This window comes from Acidovorax sp. GW823-FHT05D11, assembly GCF_058795695.1.
This window is the reverse complement of the sequence record NZ_CM179502.1, coordinates 3,595,528-3,617,459: the sequence shown is the minus strand read 5'-3', so window position 1 is coordinate 3,617,459 and position 21,932 is coordinate 3,595,528. Positions and strand designations below refer to the sequence as shown.

Sequence of the window (21,932 nt, the reverse complement as noted above, 5' to 3'; positions counted from 1 at the left end):
CAGTTCTGACGCTGCTGTCCGCACCCTCTTCACATCCACCATGACTTCGGTACACCACACTTCCCAGGCCACGGCCCCCGTCCAGGCCGCCATCGCGGGCGAGGCCCTTATCGACCTCATCCGCCGCCCCGATGGCAGCTACCTGCCGTGCCTGGGTGGCGCGCTGTACAACCTGTGCCGCGCGCTGGCCCGGCAGGGCGTGGGCACGCAGTACCTCAACCCCTTGTCGCGCGACCGCTTTGGCCGCGAGCTGGCCGCGCAGCTGGTCGCCGACGGCGTGCTGCTGGCCCAGCCCGGGCCGGTGCAGCAAGTCACATCATTGGCCGTGGTCAATCTCAATGAACACGGCCACCCCGACTACGCCTTCTACCGCGAGGGCGTGGCCGACCGCGCCGTGTCGGCGCACGGCCTCAGCGAGGCCTGCGCCGTCTTGCCCGCGTTGCAGCTGGTCTGCACCGGCGCCCTCGCGCTCGATGCCCGCGACACCGCGATCTACCAGCCCTGGCTCGCTGCCCAGCGCGCCGAAGGCCGCTGCGTGGTGGTCGATGCCAACCTGCGCCCCTCGGTCATGCCCGACCTGGACGCCTACCGCACTACGGTGCACGCGGCGTTGGCACGCGCCCACATCATCAAGGCCAGCGACGAAGACCTGGACCACCTGGCCGTGCCCGGCACCGGTGCCCTGGCCCGCGCCCGCCACCTCCTGGCCGCCAACCCCCAGGCCCATCTGCTGGCGCTGACGCTGGGCGCAGAGGGGGCCTGGCTGCTGCACCAGAGCGGCATGCAGTGTTTTGCCAAAGAAGCGCAGCCCCTGCGGGTCATCGACACCGTGGGCGCGGGCGACAGCTTCCTGGCGGGGCTGCTCGCGCACCTGCTGCGGCAGGCGCCGGCAGCGGGCGCTGCCAGCTTCGTGCAGTTCGTTGAAGCGCTGTCCGCCGAGGCCGGCCAGCAGGCTCTTCGCCATGCACTGGCCAGTGCGAGCCTGTGCGTGATGGAGCAGGGGTGTGTGCCGCCCGGGTGGGAGGCCGCGAGCGGGTGGGCGCGGGCGCACCCTTGCGTCGCCGGGTAGCGGCCTGCGCGCAGGCGGGCTGGCGGTACGATGGCACCGGCCTGTCCGGGCAGGACAGCCTATCGCAACCTCCATCTTTGCCCGCGCAGACCTTGAATCCACCATGAAGCCCGTCCCTGCCGCTGTTCCCGTCACGGCCCATGCAGCGGCCGACGCCTGCAACGTGGTCCGCCAGTCCATCACCCACTGCTGCGCCCTCGACCACCACCACGATGCCGCCATCCTCGGCACATGGCTGGCCAACAAGACGCCCGAGAACCTGGCCGCCTGGATGGCGGCACCGGGCGCGATGGCGTGGGGTGTGTATCGGGGGGACACGATGGTGGGGTTTGCGCTGTGGGCACGCTCCACGCTGGCGCTTTGTTATGTGGTGCCAGAAGCATTGCACCAAGGTGTGGGCCGTGCCCTGCTGCTCGGCGCGGAGGCCCATGCGCGGCAGTTGGGCCTGGCGGCTGTGGGGCTTGAGAGCACGCGCACGGCGGAAGATTTTTACCGCCGCCACGGGTATGAACCATCGGGCGCGCTGCAGGTGTGGGCGGGGCTGCAGGCGCAACCCATGCGCAAGGTGCTGTGAGGCGGTTTTTTGCGCGGCGCGGTTGACGGTTGTGGCCCTGGTGGTGGCTGCGGTTTTTAGCGAAAAATCGGGCGCTGGCGCCCGAGGTATCTGTGCTGAAAGCTATTGTTTTTATAGCAAATTGGCTGCGCCGTACCTCCGTACGCGCCACCCGTGGCCGGGATGCCCGGGAGGGGGCTTCGGGGCGTGGGCCCTGTTCAGAGTTCCTGGGCGTAGACGATGAAGCCGTGGTGCTTGGCCATCTTGTCGTACAGCTGGCGCCCGGCCGCATTGGTTTCGTGGGTCTGCCAATACACCCGCGACGACTTCGCGGCACGCGCCGCGCCATACACGGCGTCGATGAGCGCGCGCCCCACGCCCCGGCCGCGCGCGGCTTCGCGGGTGAACAGGTCGCTGAGGTAGCACACGGGCTCGATGCGCGTCATGCTGCGGTGAAAGAGGTAGTGCGTCAGCCCCAGCATCTCGCCGCTGGCCGCATCGTGCGCCACCAGGCAGAAGACGGGTTCCGCCGGGTCGTGAAAACGCTGCCAGGTGGCCTGGGTGATGTGCTCGGGCAGCGCGGTGGCCCCAAAGCGGCCATAGAACGCGTTGTAGCCATCCCAGAGCGGGCACCAGGCGGCGTAGTCTTCGGGATCAACGGGGCGCACGGTAACGGCGGTGGTCATGGGCCGGCTTCCTGGGATTTACTGGAGCACCCGCCCCGGGTTCATGATGCCCTGCGGGTCGAGCGCCTGCTTGATGGCGCGCATCATCGACAACGCCACGGGCGACTGGTACTTCTCCAGCTTGTCGGCCTTGAGCTCCCCAATGCCATGCTCGGCCGAGAACGAGCCGCCGAACTCGGCCACGGCTTCGTACACCAGGTGGTGCACATGCTGCTCGTGCTCGCGCAGGAAGGCCTTGGCATCGCCCTCGGCCGGTGCCTGCACGTTGTAGTGCAGGTTGCCGTCGCCCAGGTGTCCGAAGTTGACCAGGCGCACGCCGGGGATCTCGCGCTGCAGCACCGCGTCGGTGTGCGCGACGAAGGCGGGGATGCGCGAAATCTGGATGGAGATGTCGTGCTTGATGTTCAGGCCCTCCTCGGCCTGCGCGAGCGGAATGTTCTCGCGGATGTGCCAGAGCTGGCTGGCCTGGGTGAGGTTCTCGGCCACGACGGCATCAGTCACGCAGCCCATCTCGAACGCGGTCTCCAGCAGCGCTTCAAACCGCGCGCGGGCATGTTCTTCGGATTCGCTGTCGGAGTTTTCGAGCAGCACGCACCAGGGAGCGTTTTCGTCGCCGAGGAAGGGCACGCGCAGCTGCGGCATGTGTTTGCCCACCAGGCTCAGCGCGAACTGGCCCATCACTTCAAAGCCCGTGAGGCCAGCGCCCAGCTGCTTGTGCGCCAGGCCCAGCAGGGCCACGGCGTGTTCCATCGACGGCACGGCGGCCCAGGCCGTGAGGCGGGCGGCGGGCTCGGGGTAGAGCTTGAGCGTGGCGGCGGTGATGATGCCCAGCGTGCCTTCGCTGCCGATGAACAGGTCGCGCAGGTCGTAGCCCGTGTTGTCCTTGCGCAGGCCCTTGAGGCCGTCCCACACCTCGCCCTGAGCGGTGACCACCTCGAGGCCCAGGCACAGGTCGCGCGCATTGCCGTAGCGCACCACCTGCGTTCCGCCCGCATTGGTGCCCAGGTTGCCGCCGATGGTGCAGCTGCCCTCGGCCGCCAGCGAGAGGGGGAACAGCACACCCGCATTGCGCGCCACGTCCTGCAGGTTCTGCAGGATGCAGCCGGCCTCCACCGTCATGGTGAGGTTGTCGGTGTCGATGCTGCGCACCGCGTTCATGCGCGTGAGGCTCAGCACGATCTGCGTGCCGGAATCATCGGGTGTCGAGCCCACGGCCAGGCCGGTGTTGCCGCCCTGCGGCACGATGGTGGTTCCCGCCGCCGCGCAGGCCGCGACCACGGTGGCCACCTCCTGCGTGGTGGCGGGGCGCACCACGGCCAGGGCCTTGCCGCGCACGCGGCGGCGCCAGTCCTGTTCCCAGGCGGTGAGGTCGCCCTCGGTGATCACGTGGGCAGGGCCGACGAGGGTGCGCAAGGTGTCGAGCAAGGTGGTCATGGACAAGCGTCTTCTTCAGTTCGAGGGAGGGGGATGGCGCGCGGCGGCTGGCATCAAGAGGCCGGCGTGGCCGCGGCGGCTGCCGCCGCCTTCGCGTTGCGCTGGCGCAGCCGCACGTGCAGTGTGCAGGCCACGAACAGGGCCAGGCACAGCGCGACCTCGGCCCAGGCCAGCCATTGCGACGGCGGCCTGTCGCTCCAGCCGCGCACCACGCCTTCGGTGAAGTACAGCCAGATCACCAGGCTGACCCAGCGGTAGGTGTACATGCGGTTCTTGAGGATGCCCGCCAGCGGGATGCACAACGGCAGCGCCTTGAGCGCGAGCCAGGTCCCGCCGGGCCGCAGGGGCGCCAGCACCAGTTCCCAGGCCAGGCACAGGACGATGAGCGCCAGCAGGCTGCCGGTGGCCAGCCAGCGTGTGGCACGGACGCCGCTGTCGGCGGGGCTGGAAGGGAGGGCGGGGGCTCTGGGGGATGCGGTCATTGGGGTGGCATCATATCGGCCATGCCTTTTTCCTTACAGACAGTAGCGTCGCGCTTCGAGGCGCTGATCACGGAACTGTCGCACTTTCCCTGGAAAACCACCGCGCTGACCCTGCGTGAACGCTTTCGCGAGGACCATCTGGGACTCACCGCCAGCAGCCTGACCTTCACCACCATCCTCGCGCTGGTGCCGTTCTTTGCCGTCGCCCTGGCCGTGTTCACGGCATTCCCCATCTTTGGAAAGCTGCAGGACGTGTTGCAGCGCTGGCTGGTAGACAGCCTGGTACCCGACAGCATCTCCCGCCAGGTGCTGGGCTACCTCACCCAGTTCGCGGCCAAGGCCAGCGGCCTGGGCGTGGCGGGTTTCAGCATCCTGCTGGCCACGGCGCTGGCGCTGATCCTCACGATCGACCGCACGCTCAACGACATCTGGCGCGTGCAGCGCCTGCGGCCGCTGGGGCAGCGGGTGCTGATCTACTGGGCGGCCATCACGCTGGGCCCGCTGCTCATGGGGGCGAGCCTGGCGCTCACCTCGTATGTGATGTCGGCGTCCGGCGGGCTGGTCAAGCGCCTGCCCGACGGCGTGCAGCTGCTGTTCGATTCGATCCAGTTCCTCGTGCTGGCGGCGGGCATGGCGTCGCTGTACCACTATGTGCCCAACACCCCGGTGAAGTGGCGCCACGCGTGGACCGGCGGGCTCTTCGTGGCCGTGTGCATGGAGCTGGCCAAGAAGGTGCTGGCGCTGTACCTGGGCAACGTGCCCACCTATTCGGTGGTGTACGGCGCGTTCGCCACGCTGCCCATCCTGCTCATCTGGATCTACGTGGCCTGGGTCATCGTGCTGCTGGGGGCGGTGGTCACGGCCTACCTGCCCAGCCTTCTCGCGGGGGTGGCGCGGCGTGGAACCGTGGCGGGCTGGACGTTCCAGCTGGCCGTGGAGGTGCTGCAGGAGCTGCACCGGGCCCGCTCCCACGCCATGAAGGGGCTGCGGCCGAGCCAGCTGGCGCAGCGGCTGCGCGTGGACATGCTGCAGCTGGAGCCGGTGCTGGAGGCGCTGACGGCCCTGGACTGGGTGGGGCAGGTGAGCGATGCGGCGATGAGCGTGTCGGACGTGCCCGAGTCCCGGTACGTGCTGCTGATCGACCCGCAGAACACGCCGCTGGAGCCCCTGGTGCACAAGCTCCTGCTGGAACGCTCCACGAGCCTGGAGCCCCTGTGGGCGCGCGCGGGGCTGGGCGGCCTGCATGTGCGCGACGTGCTGCAGGCAGAGTAGGCCGTGGCTGGCCAGGCGGTCCGCTCCATTGGTTTGCTATTATTTTTATAGCTATCCGCGCATTGCAGTGAAGCGCCGTGGCCTGTTGGAGCCAGAAATCAAAGGGATACCTTCCCCGTCCAGATGTCCTTGTACATCACCCAGTCGCCCATGAAGCTGTACAGGGGCCGCTTGAAGCTGGCCGGCTTGTTCTTCTCGAAGCCGAAGTGCCCCACCCACGCGAAACCGTAGCCGCAGAGCAGGCCGTACAGCAGGTACTGCGGCTTGCCCGTGGCGATGAGCATCGCCAGGCACACCAGCGTCAATGTCGAGCCGGCGAAGTGCAGTCTGCGGCAGGTGCGGTTGCTGTGCTCGCTCAGGTAGAAGGGGTAAAACTCCGCGAAGCTCTTGAAGGCGCGCGGATCGGTCGTGGGGGCGGCGCTGAGGTCCATCGTTGTCTCCTGGTTGTTTTCAAGCGCTTTATACGCCCAAGCCCGTCCCCATGGCGTGCCGGGTTTGACAGGCGCCGCCGCGTGGTATTTAATTAATCGACTAATCGATCTATTAATAACCGTGCGAGGTGTGTGATGCGGACCGTGAACCCCGAGCGCCACCAGGCGCGGCGGCAGCAGATCCTGGAGGCCGCGGTGGCCTGCTTCATGCGCAAGGGGTTCCATGCCACGCGCACGGCGGAGATCTGCGCCGAGGCGGGCATGAGCCCCGGCAACCTGTTCCATTACTTCCCGACCAAGGAGGCCATCGTTGCCGCCATCGTCGAGGAAGATCAGCGCGAGACCGCCGGGCGCTATGCCGCGGCGGCCCGCGCCCGGAACCTCTACCAGGCGCTCCAGGACATCGTGGAGGAGAGCATCGCCCAGCTGGCCGACCCCGTGTACCTGCGCATCGGCGTGGAGGTGCTGGCCGAAGCGGTGCGCAACCCGCTGGTGTTTGCGAGCGTGGCCGGCAGCGAGGCGGGCCGCAAGGCGGCCCTGGTGCATCTGCTCGGCGCGGCCGTGGAGCGCGGGCAGGCCCGCCTCGCCCTGCCGCCGGCGCAGGCGGCGGACTGGATCCTGCTGCTGCTGGACGGCGCCTTTGGCCGGGCCATGGTGGAAGAGCGCTTCGACGCCGTTGCCTGCCGCACGCTGGTGCTGGGCGCGCTCGCGGCGGTGGTGGTGCCGGCCGCATGACGCGCGTGGCTTGCCCCGCCATGGACACCAACCGCTCGCCCCCGGACGGCAACCCGGCCCAGCCCGCCGGGGCGGCGGACCGCGAACATGCCATCGACGCGCTGCGGGGATTTGCCCTGCTGGGCATCGCCATGGTCAACGCGGGCAGCTTTGCGTCCACCTACTTCGGGGTGGGCGTGTCCGACCCGGCCTTCTCCCGGCCCGTGGACCATGCCGTGCGCTGGTTCGTGGCGCTGGTCTTCGAGACCAAGTTCTATCTGCTTTTCTCGCTGCTGTTCGGCTACAGCTTTGCGCTGCAGATGGACTCGGCCCAGCGCTCGGGCGGCGCGTTCGTGCCGCGTTTCCTGCGGCGCCTTCTGGGGCTGGGGCTGCTGGGGCTGGCACATGCCTGGCTGCTGTTCGCGGGGGACATCCTGGTGACCTATGCGCTCCTGGGCCTCGTGCTGCTGGCGCTGGGCCGGCTGCGCCCCGTGGCCGCCGTGGCGCTGGCCCTGGGGTTGCTGGGCATCACGGCCTGGGGCTGGGGGGCGATCGCCTGGCTGGTGGCGCTGGCCCCGCCGCTGGACCTGCCCGTGGCCGAACTGCACGCCAAGGCGCAGCAGGCCGCGCAGGCCTACCGCGCCAGCGTGCAAGAGGCGATCGCGCAGCGGGGCCGCGACATGGCCGATGGCGTGTGGTTCGTGCTGGTGTTCGTGCAGGGGCCCTGCGCGCTGGCCATGTTTTTGCTGGGGCTGGCGGCTCGGCGCTCGGGCTACCTGGCCAGGGTGGCGCGGCAGCCGGCCCGGCTGCGCCGATGGATGGCGTGCTGCCTGCCCGTGGGCGCGGCGGGGGCCTGGTTCTACGCGTCCGTGCAGCCCGGGGCCAGCAGCGTCACCCACCCCGAGCACCTGGGGCTGGCCGCGTTGGCGGTCGATCTGGCCACGGCGCCATTCCTTACCTTCGGGTACGTCGCGGCGCTGCTCTGGCTGCTGCAAAGCGGCCCCGCCGGCCGTCGGCTGGGCGCGGTGCTGGAACCGGCGGGGCGCATGGCGCTGTCGAACTACCTGCTGCAGTCGCTGGTGGGGGCGCTGGTGTTCACGGCCTACGGCTGGGCGCTGGTGGGCCAGGTGGCGCCGCTTCTGGTGGGGCTGGGCGTGCTCGTACTGTACGGTGCCCAGCTGGCGCTGAGCCGGCACTGGATGGCCGCCCACGCCTATGGCCCGGTGGAGTGGCTGCTGCGCGCCGTCACGCTCTGGCAGCGGCCGGCATGGCGCCGCCGCGCGCGCTGACGGCGAGAGCGCGCACGGTGGACGCGGGGACGCGGGCCGGCCGCGCCCTGCCGTGCTGGTTCAGCGAGTCAGGAAGTCCCGCAGCGCGAACAGCGTTTCTTCCGGCGCTTCGGTCATCTGGTTGTGGCCCACCGGCAGGGGCGCGACCTGCACTGTCCTGCCCGCCGTGCGCGCGGCGTTGACCAGGCCCTGTGCGGCTTTGGGCGCGGTCATCTGGTCCTGCGTGCCCAGTGCAAACAGCACGGGGCAGGTCAGCTGGGCCATGGCCGCTTCGCCGCCGCCATAGCTGTCGCAGGCGACGAAACCCCGGTGAAACACGTTGACGGCGGGGTTGCTGCGCAGCACCTTGCGCCCGAGCGCCATGCCGGCGCCAAACACCCAGGTGCCGGGGCCCAGGGCGGAAGGGGGCGCCGCCAGCGTGCTGCGAGAAAACACGTTGACCATGCGCATGGCCTTCTCGGGATCGCTTTGCGAGGCCTCGATGAGCGCGGGCGACACCTTCATGGGAAACGCCGTACCCACCAGCACCAGATGGCTGATGCGGTCCTTGAGCCGCGCGGCCGCCTCCATGGCGATGAGCGAACCCCAGCTGTGCCCCACCAGCGCCGCCCTCTGCACGCCGGCCGCGTCCAGCAGCGCGCCAATGAAGTCGGCGCCCTGCTCCACCGAGGCGGGCGCGTCGCCGCCGCTTCTGCAGTGGCCGGGCAGGTCGATGGCCAGCACGTTCCAGCCGTGGTTGGCCATGTAGCGGCTTTGCAGGGCCCAGACACTGTGGTCGTTCAGCACGCCATGGATGAAGACCACGGTGGGCTTGGATGCATCGAAGGCCTTGCCCCCGGTGTAGCAGTAGATGGGGCTCTCGTTGACTTGAAGTTGCATGGCGTGTTCCTGTGTTCGCTCTCTTGTGTGGATTGTCTCGGTGGAAAAGGGGCATGGGGCTGGCGCCTACCCAGGTGCCTGTCCGGTTGGGGCCATCGCGCGGTGCGTGTCCAGCGCCTCCAGCCAGCGCCGCGCGGCATCGCGAACGCGGTCGCTCGGGTCGTGCGCCGCCGTGGCTTGCGCCAGGGAGCGCAGGTGGGCCGCATCCTGCTTCCAGTAGCCCAGGCCCAGCACGGCCAGGAAGCGCACGGTTTCCTCGGCATCGCCCGTGGCGGCGCGCGCCAGCGCGGGCACGATGCGCGGAGCCCTTTCGCTGCCCAGGGCGCGGTCTCCCAGTGCCATGGCAGCGTGCTGGCGCACGAGCGGCGTGGGCGAGCCCAGGCCGCGCAGGGCTTCGTCCACGTCCGCCGGGCCCAGCGTGCAGGTGCCGCGCCCCGGAGCCAGCTTGCCCTGCAGGGCAAGCCGGAGGGCAGGGTGCTGCAGGCCGGCGTGTTCCAGGGGGGCATAGTCCAGCGGGTGGGGCTGAAGGCACCGGTCCCGAAAGGGCCCCAGCGGCGCGGCCAAGCCGCTGGCGACCAGGTCGTCCGCCAGCGTGCCCACCTGCGACAGCAGCCACCGCCCATCCCCCAGCTGCCCCAGCGCGCAGGCGCACCCGAGCCGGCCCGCGCGGCCAAGGTGGGCCCGGCTGCCGCGTGGGACCGACCGCAGCAGGTGGTGGCGCAGGGCGTCCAGCACCTCGGGGCTGGCGGATCCGATGTCGCCCAGGAGCCTGGCCGCGATGGACTGCGTGTCCGCGCGCTCCAGCAGCGCCAGCAAGGCGGGCACCGCGACGGGGCCGAGCCGCCGCAGCGCGTGTTCGGTGTCCTGCGTGGCATGGTCCACGGCTTGTTGGCGGCCCAGGCCCAGCTCGGGCGCGGCTTCATTGCGCAGGCATGCCAGGTGATAGCGCAGTTGCTGGTCCGGGGGCAGCGCTTCCACGCGCAGCGCCTCCGCGATGGCGGCCGCATGGCCGGGAAGCAGGGCGGCGAAGGCATCGTCTCCCAGGCAGCGCCGGGCCCACTGCACGCCCTCGTCGCTGTCTTCATGCAGCAGCACGGCGAAGTCCGGCGTGAGCCGGTCCGACCAGGGCGAGGCCCGCAGCGCGGTGCGCAGGCGCCGGCATGCGCGCACCAGGGCCTCCAGGCATTGCTGCTCGGAGCGCCGCCAGTGCGCCACGTCGCCGCGGCAGGCATGTGCCTGCAGCTCCTGCTGCATCCGGGCCAGGGCTGGGGTGTCGGCCGGCAGGTCAGGCCAGCCCCAGTCCGCCGGATTCCAGCGCAGGCTGTACAGCGTGCCGCCCCCGCCGTCATCGCCGCCGCCCTTGGCCTGGGCGTAGGCCTGTTCGCTGTTCAGCGCGATCGCGGGCAGGAAGAGGGGGCCATCAAGCTCGCGGCCCATGCCGGCCAGGGCGACCGCATAGAAGCGGTGCTCCGGGTGCCGGGCAAGGACGGCGCTGGCCACCGGGAGCGCGGCGTCAAGGAAGGCCTGCTCGAAGGCGTCCCAGGAAAACACGGGCTGTGGGGCTGCGGCTTGCATCGGCGTGGCTGGCGTGGTCGGGCCCAGGCCTTCAGGCGGCCTTCTCTGCGGCCTTGAGGGCGCGCTTCAAATCGTCGATCAGGTCGTCGGCATCCTCCAGCCCGATGGACAGGCGGATCGTGCCCTGCGTGATGCCGGCACCCGCCAGGGCCTCGTCGCTCATCCGGAAATGCGTGGTGCTGGCCGGGTGGATCACCAGGCTGCGGCAGTCGCCCACGTTGGCCAGGTGGCTGAAGACCTTGAGGGTTTCGATGAACTTCTTGCCCTGTTCGCGGTTGCCCTTGAGGTCGAAGCTGAACACCGAGCCCGCGCCGCGCGGCAGCAGCTTTTGCGCCAGCGCGTGGCTGGGGTGAGATGCGAGCATGGGGTGGCCCACGCGCGACACGAAGGGCTGAGCGGCCAGAAATTCGACCACCTTTTCGGTGTTGCGCATGTGCTGCTGCATGCGCAGCGGCAGGGTCTCGATGCCCTGCAGGATGAGCCAGGCCGTGTGCGGGCTCATGCAGGCGCCGAAGTCGCGCAGGCCCTCGCGGCGCGCGCGCAGCAGGAAGGCGCCCACGGTGCTCTCTTCGGCGAACACCATGTTGTGAAAGCCGTCGTAGGGCTGGGTCAGCTCGGCGAACTTGCCGGCGGATCTGGGGCCGTCCCAGTCGAAGCTGCCGCCATCGACCACGACGCCACCCACCACGGTGCCGTGGCCCGAGAGGAACTTGGTGGCCGAGTGGTAGACCAGATCGGCGCCATGCTCGAACGGCCTGATGAGCCAGGGCGAGGTCAGGGTGGAGTCCACCAGCAGAGGCACACCGGCCTCGTGCGCAATCGCGCTCACGGTGGGGATGTCCAGCACGTCCAGGCCCGGGTTGCCCACCGTCTCGCCAAAGAACAGCTTGGTGTTGGGCCGCACGGCGGCGCGCCAGGCGTCGATGTCGCCGGGCTTGACGAAGGTGGTCTCGATGCCGAAGCGCGAGAGCGTGTAGTGCAGCAGGTTCTGCGAGCCGCCATACAGCGCGGTGCTGGCCACGATGTGGCTGCCGGCACCCATCAGCGTGGCCACGGCCAGGTGCAGCGCGGCCTGGCCGCTGGCGGTGGCAATGGCGCCGACGCCGCCTTCCAGCGCCGCCACGCGCTGCTCCAGCACGGCGTTGGTGGGGTTGCTGATGCGGCTGTACACGTGGCCGCCACGCTCCAGGTTGAACAGCGACGCGGCATGGTCGCTCGACTCGAAGACGAAAGAGGTGGTCAGGTGGATGGGCACCGCGCGCGCGCCAGTGGCGGGGTCGGGGCTTGCACCCGCGTGCAGGGCCAGCGTGTCAAAGCCGGGGTCGGAGTAGCCGGGCATCTGTGTGTCTCCCATGTTGTCAATTCAGCCGGGCATTGTGGGCTATATTTGGTGCAAGACAGCCTCTAGCGCCTGCCGCGCTCTTCCCGCCCTCTTGGAGACCCAGAAACCATGAAAGTCAGCGACATCCTCCGCGTCAAAGGGAACACCCTCTACACCGTCACGCCGGACGAGCCGCTGGCGGGCGCCGTGGATGTGATGGCCGACAGGGACATCGGCTCGCTGGTGGTGATGGAGCTGGGCGATCTGGTGGGCATGCTCACGTTTCGCGAAGTGATCCAGGCCGTGGTGAGGAATGGCGGCAGCGTGGGCACCCTGCAGGTTCGTTCGGCCATGGACGATGCACCCCTGACCTGCACGCTCGAAACCGACATGGACGAGGTGCGCCGCATGATGCTGGACCGCCATGCGCGCTACATGCCGGTGATGGACCGCAAGATGCTCATGGGCGTGATCAGCTTCTACGACGTGGCCAAGGCCGTGGTGGACAGCCAGAACTTCGAGAACAAGATGCTCAAGGCCTACATCCGCGACTGGCCGGAAGACGACGCCCGCGGCGGCTGACCACGGCCGCGCCCTGGCGGCGCTCAGCGCGGGCGCGCTGCCTGCGCGCAGAGCCAGGCCTCCAGTTCGTCCGGTGGCAGCGGCTTGCCAAACAGATAGCCCTGCATGACGGGACACCCATGCGCCTGCAGCCACTGCTGCTGGCCCGTGGTTTCCACCCCTTCGGCCACCACCACCATGCCCAGGCTGTGGGCGATGCTGAGCACCGACACCGTGAGGGCCCGCGCGGTGGGGCTGGTGGTGAGGTCCTGCACGAAGGCCATGTCGAGCTTGAGCTCCGAAATGGGAAGGCGGTGCAGGTAGCTCAGGCTGGAATAGCCGGTGCCGAAATCGTCCAGCGACAGCCGGAATCCCTTGCCGTGCAGCGCCTCGATGTTGGCCAGCGTGACGGGCCGCGCGTCCATCATGACGCTCTCGGTGATTTCCAGAAGCACGTCGTCCGCGCGCAGCCCGTGGCGCCGCAGCGCATCGCACACCTGCTGCGCAAGGTCTGCCTGGTGGAAGCTGCGCCCTGACAGGTTGACCGCCACGCAGGGCACGTGGTGGCCCGCCGCGCGCCATGCCGACAGCTGCGCACAGGCCTCGTCCAGCAGCCACAGGGTCAGCTCGTGAATCAGGCCGGACTCTTCGGCCACGGGGATGAACCGGCTGGGCGGCACCATGCCCCATTCGGGGTGCTGCCACCGCGCGAGGGCTTCCACGCCGTGCAGGGTGCCGGGCGCTTCGCCGAGCACCTGGGGCTGGTAGTGCAGCGTCAGGCGGCGTTCGGCCAGGGCCTGGCGCAATGCGCGCTCCAGCGCTGCACGTTCCTGCGCGCGCCGGTTCATCTCCGCGCTGAACAATTGCAGACTGTGCCGGTGATCGCTCTTGGCCTGTGCCATCGCCTGGTCGGCATGGCGCAGCAGCGTCTCGATGGCGTCGCCGTCGTCGGGAAACATCGCGATGCCGATGCTGGCGTGGCAGACATGGGCCTGTCCATGGATGTCCATGGGCCGGGACATTTCCTCCAGCATGCGGTGCGCCGCCTGCACCGCTTCCTCGGTGGCGCACTCGGACAGCAGCAGCACGAATTCGTCGCCCGCCAGCCGGCCGATCAGGTCCCGCGCTCGCAGGCACTGCGTCAGCCGCCTGGCCACTTCGCACAACAGCGCGTCGCCCGCGGCATGCCCCTGCGTGTCATTCACCTGCTTGAAGCGGTCCAGATCGATGAACAGCAGCGCGCCGGGGCGGCCGTCCTGCCGCAGGCCGGCCAGCGTGCGCCCGGCGCTGCTGAGGAACATCGCGCGGTTAGGCAGGCCCGTGAGCCCGTCAAAAAAGGCGAGGCGGTGAATGCGCTGCTGCGTGGCATTGCGCTCGATGGCCAGCGCGCACAGGTGCAGGCATACACCCACCAGCCGGTAGTGCAGCGCATCCGGGCCGCGCGGCTCGCGAAAGTAGAAGGCAAAGGTGCCCACCACCGTGCCCGTGTGGTCGCAGATCGGGCTGGACCAGCAGGCGCGCACGCCGCTGGGTGCGAACAGCGCGCGGTAGTCGTCCCACAAGGGGTCGGTGGCGATGTCGTTGACCGCCACGGGGATGCCCCTGAAGGCCGCGGTGCCGCACGACCCCGCACGGGGGCCGATGGGCAGGCCGTCGAGCGCCTGGCAGATGGCGGGAGGAAGCCCCGGTGCCGCCAGGGGGCGCAGCAGGCCTTGTTCATCCACGGCCAGGATGGAGGCGGTGACTTCGGGGGCGATGCGCTCCACTTCGTGGCAGACGAGGGCCATCAGATCGGCCAGGGGCAGTTCATTGACCATGCCCTCGAGCACCCGCTTTTGCAGCACCTCGTGCATCTTGGTGAGCGTGATGTCCGTCAGCACGGTGATGCTGCCGCCCGGCCCGCCCGAGGCCTCGTCCGATGCATTGATCATCATCGACACCCAGCGCGGCGCGCCGGCCCGGCTGTACAACAGGGTCTCGGTGTGGAAACTGCCCTCGGTGTGCATGCCGCTGCGGATGTCGGCGAGCAGCCCCGGGTCGGAGTGCGGGCCCAGCAGCACTTCGCTCAGGTGCCGCCCGAGCACCTCCTGGGGCCTGAACCCGAACAGGCGGGTGAAGCCCTCGTTGATGTACACGACGAGCCTGGCGCTGTTGCTCATCACGATGGCGTTGTCGCTCGCATCCAGGGCCCTGCGCAGCGGGGCGTCTGTCAGGAGGCCTGCCGGTGGGCGGTCCAAAGGGGAGGGGGAGCCTGGAAGGTGCGGAGCTGAAACGGGCATGGTTGTCCCAAAGATCGACCACCCATGCTAGCAAGCGCGTCCCGCGATGCCAAGCAGGTTGGTGGCGCGTGGTATCCGCACCGCACGGAGGGCCCGCCTTCGGGCTCCTGGCGCACGGCACGGGCCATCACTCCGGGGGCAAGGCGCGGCCGTGCGGCCGCTCTGGGATAATCCCGCGCCATGAGCGGCAATACTTTCGGATCCCTATTCGCAGTCACCAACTTTGGTGAATCCCACGGCCCGGCCATTGGCTGCGTGATCGACGGCTGTCCGCCCGGCATGGCGCTCGCCGAGGCCGACATCCAGGCCGACCTGGACCGGCGCCGCCCCGGCACCAGCCGCCACGTCACCCAGCGCAACGAGCCCGATGCGGTGGAGATCCTGTCGGGCGTGTACGAGGGCAAGACCACCGGCACGCCGATCGCGCTGCTGATCCGCAACACCGACCAGCGCAGCAAGGACTACAGCAACATCGCCGAGAGCTTTCGCCCCGGCCATGCCGACTACACCTACTGGCACAAGTACGGCATCCGCGACCCGCGCGGCGGAGGCCGGTCTTCCGCCCGCCTGACGGCGCCCACGGTGGCCGCTGGCGCCGTGGCCAAGAAGTGGCTTGCGCAGCGGTACGGCGTGCAGTTCCGCGCCTGCATGACACAGCTGGGCGACCTGTCCATCCCGTTCGAGAGCTGGGACCACGTGCGCAGCAATCCCTTCTTCGCCCCCGTGGCCGACGTGCAGCAGTACGAGGACTACATGGACGCCCTGCGCAAGGCCGGTGATTCCTGCGGTGCCCGCATCCGCGTGCAGGCCACCGGCGTGCCCGTGGGGCTGGGCGAGCCGCTGTACGACAAGCTCGATGCCGACATCGCCCACGCCATGATGGGCCTGAACGCGGTGAAGGGCGTGGAGATCGGCGCGGGCTTTGCCAGCGTGGCCCACCGGGGCACGATGCATGGCGATTCGATGACGCCCCAGGGCTTTCGCACGAACAACGCGGGCGGCGTGCTGGGCGGCATCAGCACCGGGCAGGACCTGGAGGTGAGCATCGCGATCAAGCCCACCAGCTCCATCATCAGCCCGCGCGAATCGATCGATGTGCACGGCAAGAGCACCGAGGTCGTCACCAAGGGCCGCCACGACCCCTGCGTGGGCATCCGCGCTGCGCCCATCGCCGAGGCGCTGCTGGCGCTGGTCGTCATGGACCATGCCCTGCGCCACCGCGCGCAGTGTGGCGATGTGGTGCCGCCGGTGCCGCCCATCCAGGCATCGTTTCTGTAGGAATCGGCATGGCAGAGCGCACCGGGCCCGGCCCGGGCGCTTCGCCGCCGTGGTTTGCGGGGCGTGCAGGGATGCGCGCCCTTTTTACTGGACTGGACAAGGCACTCTCCATGCGCAGGTTGTTGGCACAGGCATTCCGTGGTTCAGGATGGGCGCGCGGCGGCGCGGTGCTCGCGGCGGCGGGCGTCCTCGGGGGCCTCCTGGCGGGCTGCGGCACGGCCACGCGATGGGCCGGCGATCCGGCACCCGCGCACATCGACATCACGCTCATCGGCTTCAACGACCTGCATGGCAACATGGAGCCGCCCCGCATGGCGCATGCCGTCCTAAGCCCCACGGGACCGGTGGCGGTGCCCGCGGGCGGGATGGCGTACTTCGCGAGCGCCATCGCAGCCCTCAAGGCGCGGGGGCCGCACCACGCGGTCGTGTCCGCCGGCGACATGGTCGGTGCGTCGCCGCTGGTGTCCTCGCTATTCCTGGACGAGCCCACCATCGAGGCCGTCAACGAGATGCAGATCGACTTCAACGCGGTGGGCAACCATGAGTTCGACCGCGGCTGGCGCGAGCTGCTGCGCCTGCAGCAGGGAGGTTGCGAGAAGTTCACGGCGCGCCAGCCCTGCCAGATCAGCCAGCCATTCAAGGGCGCCCGCTTTGGCTTCCTGGCCGCGAATACGGTGCGCGTCGAGGACGGGCGGACACTGCTGCCCGCGACGGGGCTCAAGCGCTTCACGCAGGGTGGCACCACGGTGACGCTGGGCGTCATCGGGCTCACGCTCCAGGCCACGCCCACCATGGTGAGCCCCTCGGGCGTGGCCGGGCTGCGCTTCGAGGATGAGGCGGCCACGGCCAATGCCCTGATTCCCCAGCTCAAGGCGCAGGGCGCCGACGTGATCGCGGTCGTCATCCATGAAGGCGGCAGCACCACGGCCGGGGTGCAGGAGACCAGCTGCGCGGGCCTCTCCGGCGACATCGTCCCCATCCTGGAGCGCCTGGACCCCGCGGTGGACGTGGTGGTCTCCGGCCACACGCACCAGGCCTACGTGTGCGACTACGCCCGTGTGAATCCCGCCAGGCCCTTCCTCCTGACCAGTGCAGGCCAGTATGGGACGCTGCTCACCGACATCCAGCTGCGTGTGGACACCCGCACGCGCCGCGTGGTGCGCAAGACGGCGCGCAACGTCATCGTGCAGGGAGAGGCCTTCACCGGCAGCCAGGGACACGTGCCCATGACCTTGGCCGTGCCTTCCTTCCCGGCCGATCCGGCGGTGCAAAAGATCGTCGACACCTACCGCGCGGCGGCCATACCGCTGGCGCAGCGCCCGGTGGGGCAGGCCGTGTCGGCCCTGCGCCGCGTGCTGACGCCCTCGCTGGAGAGCGCCCTGGGCAACCTGGTCGCCGATGCGCAGCTCCACGCCACGCGCGCGCCGGAGCAGGGCGGGGCGCAGCTGTCCTTCATGAACCCGGGGGGGCTGCGTGCCGACCTGGTGCCGGATGCGCAGGGCCTGGTGCGCTACGGGCAGCTGTTTGCCGTGCAGCCCTTTGGCAACCAGCTGGTCGTGAAGACCTTCACGGGCGCGGAGATCAGGGCGGTGCTGGAGCAGCAGTTCGCCAGCGGCAGCAACACCGTGCAGCGGCCCCGCGTGCTGTCGGTCTCATCGGGCTTTGCCTACCAGTTCGACCTGTCCCGGCCGGCGGGCGAGCGCGTCAGCCAGATGGTGCTGCAGGGTGCTGCGCTGCGTGACGACATGCCGGTGCGCGTGGTGATGAGCAGCTACCTCGACAGCGGCGGAGACAACTTCACCGTGCTGACCGAAGGGCGCGACCGCCTGGTGGGCGGGCTGGACCTGGACGCGCTGGAGGCCTACTTCCGCACGCAGAGTCCGGTGGCCGTGCCTGCTACCAACCGCATCACGTCCGTCGCGCGCGCCGTGCGTTGAGCGGCGGCGGCTATTCCTTGCCCGGGCGCAGTGCCGCCAGCCAGCGCAGCGGGTTGAAGCCCGTGACCAGGCCGGTGGCCACCAGCACGAGCGCTCCGCCCCAGAGCATGCCGGGGCCCAGGGCCTCGCCCAGGAACACATGCCCCCAGGCCACCCCGAACAGCGGGATCATGAACGCGGAACTCATCGCCGCCACCGGGGATACCTGGGCGAGCACGCGCAGGTTGAGCCAGTAGGCCAGGCCCGAGGTGGCGATGCCCATGACCGCCACCGCCGCCACGGCCCCGGCGGTGAAGCGGGCTTCGGGCAGGCTCCATGCGGCGCCCGGCAGCAGCAGCACCAGCGCGGCGGCGTGGATGCCTGCGGCGATCGACAGGGGCGACATGCGCGTGGTGGCTCGCTTCATCCAGGTGGTGGAGACCCCGTAGCAGGCCGACGCGATGATGCAGGCCAGTGCCGCGACCAGCAGGGACGGCGTGGGCTCCACCGGGCCGAGCTGCACGATCAGGGCCACGCCCGCGAAGCCGCACAGGCAGCCCAGCCACTTGCGCTGGCTCAGCGTGTCTTCCTTCATCCACGCAGCCGCGAGCACGCTGAAGGGAACGGCCATCGTGTTGAGCAATGAGCTGTAGCCCGCCGGCAGGTGCAAGGCTGCCCAGGCATACAGCAGGAACGGCACCGCCACGGTGAGCGTGCCCAGCCCGAACAGCTCGCGCCAGTGGCGCCACGGCCAGGGCTCGCCGGCCGCCCGCATGATGGCGACCAGGGTCAGCGTGCCCAGCCCGATGCGCAGGGCGGCCATCACGTTGGGCCCCAGCAGCGGGCTTGCGATGCGGATGAAGAGAAACGAAGCGCCCCAGAGGGCCGACAGCAGCACCAGCTGCAGGAAGTGGCGGGTTTTCACCGCAGGCATTGTCGGGCAGCCGCGGTGTTTCTGTGCACCAGGGGGGTGTTTTGCCCATGAAAATAGCCTCTGGCGCTTTTACTTCAAGCGCCGAAAGCTATATTTTTGATAGCGTATCGCCAAGGTGGCCGCTGGGCCTGGCTGGAGGCGGGTGCGTGGGCAGCCCAGCCCGGCAACAAACGGGCCGTGGGCGCCGCGGCGGTTATTTGCGCACTTCGTCCACCATCGCGCGGAAGTCGTCGATGTCCTCGAAACTGCGGTACACGCTGGCAAAGCGGATGTAGGCCACCTTGTCGAGCTTCTTGAGCTCGCGCATGACCAGCTCGCCGATGCGGCTGGAGATCACTTCGCGCTGGCCGAGGTTGAGCAGCTTTTCCTCGATGCGCTCGATGGCGCTGTCGATCTGGTCCGTGCTGACCGGGCGCTTGCGCAGCGCCAGATTGAAGGAAGCGAGCAGCTTGGCGCGTTCGTACTCGATGCGCCGGCCATCCTTCTTCACGATGGCCGGGAAGCTCACTTCCGGCCGTTCGTAGGTGGTGAAGCGCTTGTCGCACGCGCCGCACTGGCGGCGGCGGCGGATGAACACCCCATCTTCAGACACCCGCGTTTCGACGACTTGCGTTTCCAGGTTGCTGCAGAAGGGGCACTTCATGGCGGCTGCTGACCGGTGAAGTTAACGGTAGACCGGGAAGCGGGCCGTCAGCGCATTGACCTTGGCGCGCACGGCGGCGATGTTGGCCTCGTCGCGCGGGTTGTCCAGCACATCGGCGATCAGGTTGGCGGTGATGCGCGCTTCTTCTTCCTTGAAGCCGCGCGTGGTCATGGCGGGGGTGCCAATGCGCACGCCGCTGGTCACCATCGGCTTTTCAGGGTCGTTGGGGATCGCGTTCTTGTTGATGGTCATGTGGGCGGCGCCCAGCACGGCCTCGGCTTCCTTGCCCGTGATGCCCTTGGCACGCAGGTCCACCAGCATCACGTGGCTTTGCGTGCCGCCGGAGACGATGCGCAGGCCGCGCGCGGTCAGCGTCTCGGCCACCACCTTGGCGTTCTTGGCCACCTGCTCCTGGTAGGCCTTGAACTCGGGCTGCAGCGCTTCCTTGAAGGCCACGGCCTTGGCAGCGATCACGTGCATCAGCGGGCCGCCTTGCAGGCCGGGGAAGATGGCGCTGTTGATGGCCTTCTCGTGCTCGGCCTTCATCAGGATGATGCCGCCACGGGGGCCGCGCAGGCTCTTGTGCGTGGTGCTGGTGACCACGTCGGCATGCGGCACCGGGTTGGGGTACACACCCGCGGCGATCAGGCCGGCGTAGTGGGCCATGTCCACCATGAAGATCGCGCCCACGTCCTTGGCCACCTTGGCAAAGCGTGCGAAGTCGATGTGCAGGCTGTAGGCCGAGGCACCGGCGATGATGAGCTTGGGGCGGGTTTCGTGCGCCTTCTTCTCCATGGCGTCGTAGTCCAGAGCTTCGTTGGCATCGAGGCCGTAGGAGACCACGTTGAACCACTTGCCCGACATGTTGAGCGGCATGCCGTGCGTGAGGTGGCCGCCTTCGGCCAGGCTCATGCCCATGATGGTGTCGCCGGGCTTGAGGAACGCGAGGAACACGGCCTCGTTGGCGGATGCGCCGCAGTGGGGCTGCACGTTGGCGGCCTCGGCACCGAAGATCTGCTTGACGCGGTCGATGGCCAGCTGCTCGGCCACGTCCACATGCTCGCAGCCACCGTAGTAGCGCTTGCCAGGGTAGCCTTCGGCGTACTTGTTGGTCAGCTGCGTGCCCTGCGCCCACATCACCGCGGGGGATGCGTAGTTCTCGCTGGCGATCAGCTCGATGTGGTGCTCTTGCCGGGCGTTTTCAGCCTGGATGGCGGCAAAGAGCTCGGGGTCGGTTTGTTCGACAAGAATATTGCGGTCGTACATGATTGGCAGTCCTATGAACTTGTGTCCCTTGAAACAAGGGCTGCCCAGGCGAACGGCGGAACGCAGAAGGATGAACCCCGTGCGGCACGCTTCCCAGTGGTTCACAAGGGGCAAGCCCTTGCTGGTTTCCACGTCAGCGGCAGCACCCTGTGTGCGGGATGCCGCGCCTATCGCCAGTCGCGTACCCCGCTAGTGTAGCTGACGTGGCATGCGCAACCTGTGTCGCATCGCGCGAAGTGCCGTGCGCCCCGGGGTCATGGCGCCCCGGCCGGCGGCACAGGATCGGCTCAGAGCCCCGTCAGCAGGGCTACCTTGTCGGCCGCCACCGCCGCTGGCGTCGCGGGCGGCGCAGACACCGGGATGATCTGGGCGGGTGCCTGGGTGGACAGCGTGGGCGGCGGCGCGGTGGGCATGGAGCGGCCGCCGGCCACCTGGCGCAGGCGGAAATGCTCGGCCATCACCTTGGCGGCATAGCCGCCGTCGTCGGCCAGGTTGCCGGCGCCCACGTAAAAGCGCAGCCCGCCCTCCACGGAACCCGCGCGCGAAATGCATTCCTGCAGGACCTTCACGCCCACGCGCAGGTTGCTCACGGGATCGAAGGCCGCAAAGTGCCCCCCGAAGTTCTGGTACTTGTCGGTATGCACGTTGGTCATCACCTGCATCAACCCCTGGGCGCCCACCGCGCTTTGCGCAAACGGGTTGAAGCTCGACTCGATGGCCATGATGGCCAGGATCAGCGTGGGATCGATCTTGGACTTCGCGCCAATTTCATAGGCCTCTGCCACCAGCACGCTCAGCGGCTCGGGGGCAACGCGGTACTTCTTGCTGAGCCAGAACGCGACGGCGGCCTGCTCCTTGGGCAGGTCCTTGGGATTGCCCGCCGTGGCGCGCTCGCTGGCCTCCGGCTCGATGGGCATGCCAAGCACTTCCACCTGGCGGGCCTGCAGCCAGTTCATCAATTGCGCTTCGCCTGCCTGGCGCAGGTCCGGGCGGGCCGTGAGGGTGATCACGACAAAGGCCACAGCCAGGCCGATGAGGGCGAAGCTGTTGTGGGTGATTTCAAGAAAACCTTCGGTCACGTCGGCCACGAAGGTCCGCACGCCGGAGACTATTTTTCCTGACGCTGTCATAGCTCTTCCTTTCTGAAGCGCCGCACTGAGCCTGGGCAGTCATCGGTGACTGTCCCGTCTCAGCGGGTCGCCTGGATTGGTACGCCATCAAGTGGGCCGCACATCTCTGGGGTGCTTTGGGCCTGGTTTGACTTAGCCGGGTTCGGCAGCGGGTTGGGGTTTTTACTAGCCTGTTTTTGGGGCTGGCGGATTCTAGGAGGTCACTAAATGCTTAGTCAAT

Annotated in this window: 20 protein-coding genes and 1 riboswitch; of the genes, 8 read left to right on the top strand and 12 right to left on the bottom strand. The window is 68.9% G+C overall.

All coding sequences use genetic code 11. From position 1 onward, the window contains the following. Positions 1–40 precede the first annotated feature (40 nt). Together AC3RCE_RS16755 and AC3RCE_RS16750 are read left to right on the top strand one after the other, a co-directional pair. Positions 41–1,069, top strand: coding sequence for a PfkB family carbohydrate kinase (locus AC3RCE_RS16755; RefSeq protein WP_492253512.1), 1,029 nt, complete (start codon positions 41–43; stop codon positions 1,067–1,069). Positions 1,070–1,172: 103 nt separating this feature from the next. Then, entirely contained in the window at positions 1,173–1,643 is a 471-nt protein-coding gene (locus AC3RCE_RS16750) for a GNAT family N-acetyltransferase (RefSeq protein WP_492245417.1), read from the top strand. Positions 1,644–1,840: 197 nt separating this feature from the next. Here the strand turns inward: AC3RCE_RS16750 and AC3RCE_RS16745 are convergent, their stop codons facing one another. Genes AC3RCE_RS16745 through AC3RCE_RS16735 form a run of 3 tightly spaced genes read right to left on the bottom strand, consistent with a single transcriptional unit; the run spans position 1,841 to position 4,224 of the window. Further along, positions 1,841–2,308 (bottom strand): GNAT family N-acetyltransferase, encoded by a 468-nt coding sequence (locus AC3RCE_RS16745; protein ID WP_492253511.1) that lies wholly within the window; start codon positions 2,306–2,308, stop codon positions 1,841–1,843. An 18-nt stretch (positions 2,309–2,326) separates the two neighbouring features. After that, positions 2,327–3,742, bottom strand: coding sequence for an FAD-binding oxidoreductase (locus AC3RCE_RS16740; RefSeq protein ID WP_218341566.1), 1,416 nt, complete (start codon positions 3,740–3,742; stop codon positions 2,327–2,329). Positions 3,743–3,795: 53 nt separating this feature from the next. Next, the gene (locus AC3RCE_RS16735; RefSeq protein WP_218297728.1) at positions 3,796–4,224 is read right to left on the bottom strand and encodes a DUF2069 domain-containing protein; all 429 of its coding nucleotides are present in this window, start codon (positions 4,222–4,224) and stop codon (positions 3,796–3,798) included. 21 nt (positions 4,225–4,245) lie between these two features. Between AC3RCE_RS16735 and AC3RCE_RS16730 the strand changes: the two genes are divergently transcribed. Then, positions 4,246–5,496, top strand: coding sequence for a YihY family inner membrane protein (locus tag AC3RCE_RS16730; RefSeq protein WP_492253510.1), 1,251 nt, complete (start codon positions 4,246–4,248; stop codon positions 5,494–5,496). A gap of 98 nt (positions 5,497–5,594) precedes the next feature. Here the strand turns inward: AC3RCE_RS16730 and AC3RCE_RS16725 are convergent, their stop codons facing one another. Next, positions 5,595–5,927, bottom strand: coding sequence for an Mpo1-like protein (locus AC3RCE_RS16725; protein ID WP_218297726.1), 333 nt, complete (start codon positions 5,925–5,927; stop codon positions 5,595–5,597). Between the two features lie 135 nt (positions 5,928–6,062). On the opposite strand from AC3RCE_RS16725, the gene AC3RCE_RS16720 reads away from it, so the two are divergent. After that, positions 6,063–6,662, top strand: coding sequence for a TetR/AcrR family transcriptional regulator (locus tag AC3RCE_RS16720; protein WP_492253509.1), 600 nt, complete (start codon positions 6,063–6,065; stop codon positions 6,660–6,662). Between the two features lie 20 nt (positions 6,663–6,682). Beyond that, entirely contained in the window at positions 6,683–7,930 is a 1,248-nt protein-coding gene (locus AC3RCE_RS16715; protein ID WP_492253508.1) for a DUF418 domain-containing protein, read from the top strand. Between the two features lie 60 nt (positions 7,931–7,990). Here AC3RCE_RS16715 and AC3RCE_RS16710 read toward each other — a convergent pair whose 3' ends face one another. The 3 genes from AC3RCE_RS16710 to AC3RCE_RS16700 all read right to left on the bottom strand — a co-directional run bounded on the left by AC3RCE_RS16710 (position 7,991) and on the right by AC3RCE_RS16700 (position 11,723). Beyond that, positions 7,991–8,809 (bottom strand): alpha/beta fold hydrolase, encoded by an 819-nt coding sequence (locus AC3RCE_RS16710; RefSeq protein WP_492253507.1) that lies wholly within the window; start codon positions 8,807–8,809, stop codon positions 7,991–7,993. 66 nt (positions 8,810–8,875) lie between these two features. Beyond that, on the bottom strand, positions 8,876–10,384 hold the full coding sequence (locus tag AC3RCE_RS16705) for a HEAT repeat domain-containing protein (RefSeq protein WP_492253506.1): 1,509 nt from the start codon (positions 10,382–10,384) through the stop codon (positions 8,876–8,878). Between the two features lie 31 nt (positions 10,385–10,415). After that, the gene (locus AC3RCE_RS16700) at positions 10,416–11,723 is read right to left on the bottom strand and encodes an O-acetylhomoserine aminocarboxypropyltransferase (protein WP_369643763.1); all 1,308 of its coding nucleotides are present in this window, start codon (positions 11,721–11,723) and stop codon (positions 10,416–10,418) included. 111 nt (positions 11,724–11,834) lie between these two features. On the opposite strand from AC3RCE_RS16700, the gene AC3RCE_RS16695 reads away from it, so the two are divergent. Further along, positions 11,835–12,287 carry a CBS domain-containing protein gene (locus AC3RCE_RS16695; RefSeq protein WP_218297720.1) on the top strand — a complete coding sequence of 151 codons (453 nt, stop codon included), beginning with the start codon at positions 11,835–11,837 and terminating at the stop codon, positions 12,285–12,287. 23 nt (positions 12,288–12,310) lie between these two features. On the opposite strand, the gene AC3RCE_RS16690 is transcribed toward AC3RCE_RS16695, so the two are convergent. Continuing rightward, positions 12,311–14,503 carry a sensor domain-containing protein gene (locus AC3RCE_RS16690; RefSeq protein WP_492253505.1) on the bottom strand — a complete coding sequence of 731 codons (2,193 nt, stop codon included), beginning with the start codon at positions 14,501–14,503 and terminating at the stop codon, positions 12,311–12,313. 222 nt (positions 14,504–14,725) lie between these two features. Here AC3RCE_RS16690 and aroC point away from each other — a divergent pair, with 222 nt between their 5' ends. Together aroC and AC3RCE_RS16680 are read left to right on the top strand one after the other, a co-directional pair. Continuing rightward, on the top strand, positions 14,726–15,823 hold the full coding sequence (aroC, locus tag AC3RCE_RS16685) for a chorismate synthase (protein ID WP_218297718.1): 1,098 nt from the start codon (positions 14,726–14,728) through the stop codon (positions 15,821–15,823). Positions 15,824–15,933: 110 nt separating this feature from the next. Then, a complete protein-coding gene (locus tag AC3RCE_RS16680; RefSeq protein ID WP_492253504.1) occupies positions 15,934–17,760 on the top strand; it encodes a bifunctional metallophosphatase/5'-nucleotidase in 1,827 nt (608 codons plus the stop codon). Positions 17,761–17,770: 10 nt separating this feature from the next. On the opposite strand, the gene AC3RCE_RS16675 is transcribed toward AC3RCE_RS16680, so the two are convergent. The 4 genes from AC3RCE_RS16675 to AC3RCE_RS16660 all read right to left on the bottom strand — a co-directional run bounded on the left by AC3RCE_RS16675 (position 17,771) and on the right by AC3RCE_RS16660 (position 21,712). Continuing rightward, complete coding sequence (locus AC3RCE_RS16675) at positions 17,771–18,673, bottom strand: DMT family transporter (protein WP_369642802.1); 903 nt, start codon at positions 18,671–18,673, stop codon at positions 17,771–17,773. A gap of 193 nt (positions 18,674–18,866) precedes the next feature. Next, complete coding sequence (gene nrdR / locus AC3RCE_RS16670) at positions 18,867–19,316, bottom strand: transcriptional regulator NrdR (protein ID WP_218297715.1); 450 nt, start codon at positions 19,314–19,316, stop codon at positions 18,867–18,869. Between the two features lie 21 nt (positions 19,317–19,337). Beyond that, complete coding sequence (gene glyA, locus AC3RCE_RS16665; RefSeq protein WP_218297714.1) at positions 19,338–20,582, bottom strand: serine hydroxymethyltransferase; 1,245 nt, start codon at positions 20,580–20,582, stop codon at positions 19,338–19,340. A 35-nt stretch (positions 20,583–20,617) separates the two neighbouring features. After that, positions 20,618–20,773: riboswitch (ZMP/ZTP riboswitch) on the bottom strand. Between the two features lie 96 nt (positions 20,774–20,869). After that, the gene (locus tag AC3RCE_RS16660; RefSeq protein WP_218297713.1) at positions 20,870–21,712 is read right to left on the bottom strand and encodes a lytic transglycosylase domain-containing protein; all 843 of its coding nucleotides are present in this window, start codon (positions 21,710–21,712) and stop codon (positions 20,870–20,872) included. Positions 21,713–21,932 lie beyond the last annotated feature (220 nt).